Consider the following 3,514-nt stretch of genomic DNA (forward strand, 5'->3'; position numbering starts at 1 on the left):
CTATCCTTTCTCTGCGCTGTGCTTATCTCAATGGTCAACTTTCCGCTTGATGTATTTGCAAAAGTGAGATGCACCCTTGCCGATGCCGCTTATTCCTAATATGGCTGCAAGGTTGCACTTGTCTTGAACGATCGATTTTTCGAGGGTGGCGAGTTCGGATGTGCGTGAAGCGAAGCTATCGCCATCAGGCGAATCGCACAATGATGAAATATGAGGTGCGTCTGCTAAGTCTAGTCTGGTTTGGGGTTGGGATATGTCTGAGGTGGGGGCGGAGGGCGATCGCTTTTCTGGATATTCTGAAGATTGACTATCTGTACTAACATTAACGTTAAAAAATACAAAATCATTACCAAGATTTTGTGAAACTATGAATACTTGTCTCCTCTCAAGTGCCGATCGTAAATTCGATTGATTTACTTCTTCATCTAATACATTTGATAAACGTTTCCATAATTTTGAAGCTACATTCCTGATGTGACCTTCGCTACAATATGATGCTTCTGCGATTTGAGAGTATTTTTGACCTTCCCATACACCCAGCAGGATAGCTTTTTGCAGATCGTCCAAGTGCTCTCCTGTTTTGGCGAAAACCATTTCGTCGGCAAATCTCAAGACTTCTTGAACGTCCATTGGTCGGGTAGGTGTAGTGGTTTTGCTTATTTTATCAGACATTTTATGACATTTTATGATATCTATTACAAAATGTGACTTTATTCGATAGAAATATTGTGTAACATTAATTACATTTAATTACATTTAATCATAGACTACAATGAAAAATTCTGTATATGATGTATTTACGGAATTAAAGGCTGTAATTTAATAGCGCCAATTGAAGACTATGTTGTTTATTTCGTTTGTCAAGTAGGAGAATCAAGCTATGTCTGTCTTCAATAGCAATGATGAAGAGCAAGCAAGAAATTGGTTAGAAACTCTGAAGGAAAAACTGCAAGTAACGCAGGGCAAAAAATTCACTTTTCTATTGGTTGGTCGTACAGGAGTTGGAAAGTCAAGCACTGTAAATAGTTTGATGGGTAAAACAATTGCTGTAGTCGGTGACTATGAACCTTGTACAATGGATATTAAAAAGTATGACAATGAACTCAATGGGATTAATTTCACTATAATTGATACTCCTGGCTTGTGCGACGATCTTGAGGAAGTTGGAAATGATTATGAATATTTAGAACGGATGCGTTCCGATGTCAGCCATGTTGACTCTATGTGGTTTGTCAGCCGTTTAGATGAAACAAGAGTTACTAATGACGAAAAACGAGGAATCAAACTGATTTCTGAGGCTTTCAATTCAAAAATTTGGGAACAAGCTGTTATTATATTTACTTTTGCAGGTGCAAAGAATGCCTCAGACTATCCGATTGCATTGGAGAAAAGGACGGAACTCATTCGGAAAGAGATCGCTAAATACACTGGCATTGGAATAGCAAATAACGTTCCGTCAGTTGCAGTTGATAACAAAAGTGAGAGAACTCCCGATGGAGAAAAATGGTTAGGTGAACTTTATACGCAGATATATGCAAGAATTTCTGCTAAAGGTGCAGCACCATTTTTTATGGCAACTGTAGAGAGAGTCAAACGACCTGATAAGGAAAGAGAAGTTATAATAGAAAAAATTTATGAGCCAGCCCCAACATATACACCTATTGAGCTTAATGAGAGGCAGGCTGCAGTAGTCGCAAATAAGACTTCTGAGGTGCTAGGACTTGCAGCGATGGGAGCAACTGTTGGGGCTAAAATTGGCTCTATAGCTGGGCCTGTCGGTGCTGGTATTGGGGGTGCAATTGGTGCAGCAATAGGATTTTTAGGTGGGTTGTTCCGTTGGTAAACTATGCGTAAATTTCTGCTAGTGGGACGGACAGGTGTTGGCAAATCAAGTTTTATCAATGCCGCGTTTGGTAGTTACATTGCTGAGACTTCAGAGTATGAAGCTTGTACAAAAATTGTTGAGCATTATGCTTACAAAACTCCTCTAGGCGATGTGTCTCTTATCGATACACCTGGATTAGCGGAGGATGACGAAGCCTACCTATCTTTAGTACGGGCTAAAGTTAATTTAGCTCAGATTTATGCAACCATCTATGTGAGTAAGCTTAACGAAACTCGTTTTCGTCCAGACGAAAAGCGAACACTACGCCTTTTGACTAATCGACTTGGTGCATCTATTTGGAATCGCTCTATCCTGGTTTTAACGTTTGCTGCATCTGTACCTAACGATCAACAAGAGATATTTGCAGAAAAAAGGAGTCAACAAATTTTTGACTTTCTCCAAATTATCACAAGAGAACAGGATATTGACCAAATATTTCAAGGATTTGAGCAAGAATGGTTGGTGGATAATATTGTAGATAATTGGACATCTGATGGATTACCTATTCTCTCAATATTAACAGATTGATCTGTAATCGGTTCCTTTCGCGGTTAATTCTACTCATTAACTAATTAGACAAGAAACCTGCAATTTAGTTGATCATAACCTTACCTCAAAAGCGATCTCCCTTCCTGAACCGAGGTGCGATCGCTCTCATTTTGGCGTTGCTTAATCAGGGTATAAAAAAAATCAGTTGAAAATCCCCAAGCTTTGTCAATACTGGTTTCTATGACTGGCATATTTAGCCTTTCATACCGTAAATCAGCAACGCCTCTTATTCCTACTGACTACTGACTAAGGACTAATGACTTCTTTTACTGTACTTGAGAGCCGTGGGCGCGGGGGTCAGAGCTACTTGTTTTCACAGGCCCTGTGGGGGGAGTAAAATTAGAAACTTGACCCCCTGCTTGGACGTGTGGCAGAGGTTTTCCTGCAATTAAAGCTTCTAAATTAGCTTCCATAATACTGCGCGGCATTTCGCCCATCGTTTCCGCAACGGGGCTACCTTTATCGTTCAAATAGACAAAGTGTGGAATGCCATCTACTCGATATTTTGTGATTTCTGGCAGCCATTTGTCATTGTCTACATTCAGCATCACAAAATTCATCGGTTCGGCGTATTTCTGTTTTATTTCGCTCAGATCTTTAGCCATTGCCTGACAGCTACCGCACCAATTAGCATAAAATTCCATGAGTGTCGGTTTGCCATTTACCAAAGCTGTTTCTAATGGCGTTGAAGCTTTTGCCATATCGGTGAGACTGCTTGATGGCGTTTGGGTTTGCAGCCCGAAGAAGATGGATATTGAAAGGGCGATCGCTGTTAACACGATCAATAAGTTTCTGAGGCGCGTGGCGACTTTTGTTTCGGGATTTGGGGCGGCGGGGGCAACAGTTGACTTGGGGGAATTCTGGGTCATAAAATAAATTGCGGTTTGATTTCTATGTTTTTATTTTAAATAATAGATTTTGATTATAGCACATTTTGAGATAATCAGACCCATCTCATAAAAATTTCTGCTAAAGGCAGTAATTAGATTAAGTGCGCTAAAACATAAGCAATACTCCGGACAGTTTTTAAGCAGCCAAAGTACCATAAGACAAGACTGAAGGAAGGTTAGGGTGATTTAA

At 40.1% G+C, this 3,514-nt stretch carries 5 protein-coding genes; 2 read left to right on the plus strand and 3 right to left on the minus strand.

What is annotated here, in order from left to right; genetic code table 11:
* Positions 1 to 27 precede the first annotated feature (27 nt).
* Positions 28 to 672 carry a hypothetical protein gene (locus QUB25_RS29420; protein WP_333188980.1) on the minus strand — a complete coding sequence of 215 codons (645 nt, stop codon included), beginning with the start codon at positions 670 to 672 and terminating at the stop codon, positions 28 to 30.
* Between the two features lie 208 nt (positions 673 to 880).
* Between QUB25_RS29420 and QUB25_RS29425 the strand changes: the two genes are divergently transcribed.
* Both QUB25_RS29425 and QUB25_RS29430 read left to right on the plus strand, forming a co-directional pair.
* Positions 881 to 1,843, plus strand: coding sequence for a GTPase (locus QUB25_RS29425; protein ID WP_333188982.1), 963 nt, complete (start codon positions 881 to 883; stop codon positions 1,841 to 1,843).
* A gap of 3 nt (positions 1,844 to 1,846) precedes the next feature.
* On the plus strand, positions 1,847 to 2,413 hold the full coding sequence (locus tag QUB25_RS29430; RefSeq protein WP_333188984.1) for a GTPase: 567 nt from the start codon (positions 1,847 to 1,849) through the stop codon (positions 2,411 to 2,413).
* An 80-nt stretch (positions 2,414 to 2,493) separates the two neighbouring features.
* On the opposite strand, the gene QUB25_RS29435 is transcribed toward QUB25_RS29430, so the two are convergent.
* Both QUB25_RS29435 and QUB25_RS29440 read right to left on the minus strand, forming a co-directional pair.
* Positions 2,494 to 2,625 (minus strand): hypothetical protein, encoded by a 132-nt coding sequence (locus QUB25_RS29435; protein WP_333188986.1) that lies wholly within the window; start codon positions 2,623 to 2,625, stop codon positions 2,494 to 2,496.
* A gap of 75 nt (positions 2,626 to 2,700) precedes the next feature.
* Complete coding sequence (locus QUB25_RS29440) at positions 2,701 to 3,303, minus strand: thioredoxin family protein (RefSeq protein WP_333035092.1); 603 nt, start codon at positions 3,301 to 3,303, stop codon at positions 2,701 to 2,703.
* Between the last annotated feature and the right edge of the window lie 211 nt (positions 3,304 to 3,514).

The organism is Microcoleus sp. B3-D7 (assembly GCF_036705305.1).
GTDB lineage: Bacteria > Cyanobacteriota > Cyanobacteriia > Cyanobacteriales > Microcoleaceae > Microcoleus.

Excerpts from the sequence above, each read along its gene's own strand:
- QUB25_RS29420 (WP_333188980.1), bottom strand. The coding sequence starts at position 672 with ATGTCTGATAAAATAAGCAAAACCACTACACCTACCCGACCAATGGAC.
- QUB25_RS29425 (WP_333188982.1), top strand. The coding sequence starts at position 881 with ATGTCTGTCTTCAATAGCAATGATGAAGAGCAAGCAAGAAATTGGTTA.
- QUB25_RS29430 (WP_333188984.1), top strand. The coding sequence starts at position 1,847 with ATGCGTAAATTTCTGCTAGTGGGACGGACAGGTGTTGGCAAATCAAGT.
- QUB25_RS29435 (WP_333188986.1), bottom strand. The coding sequence starts at position 2,625 with ATGCCAGTCATAGAAACCAGTATTGACAAAGCTTGGGGATTTTCAACT.
- QUB25_RS29440 (WP_333035092.1), bottom strand. The coding sequence starts at position 3,303 with ATGACCCAGAATTCCCCCAAGTCAACTGTTGCCCCCGCCGCCCCAAAT.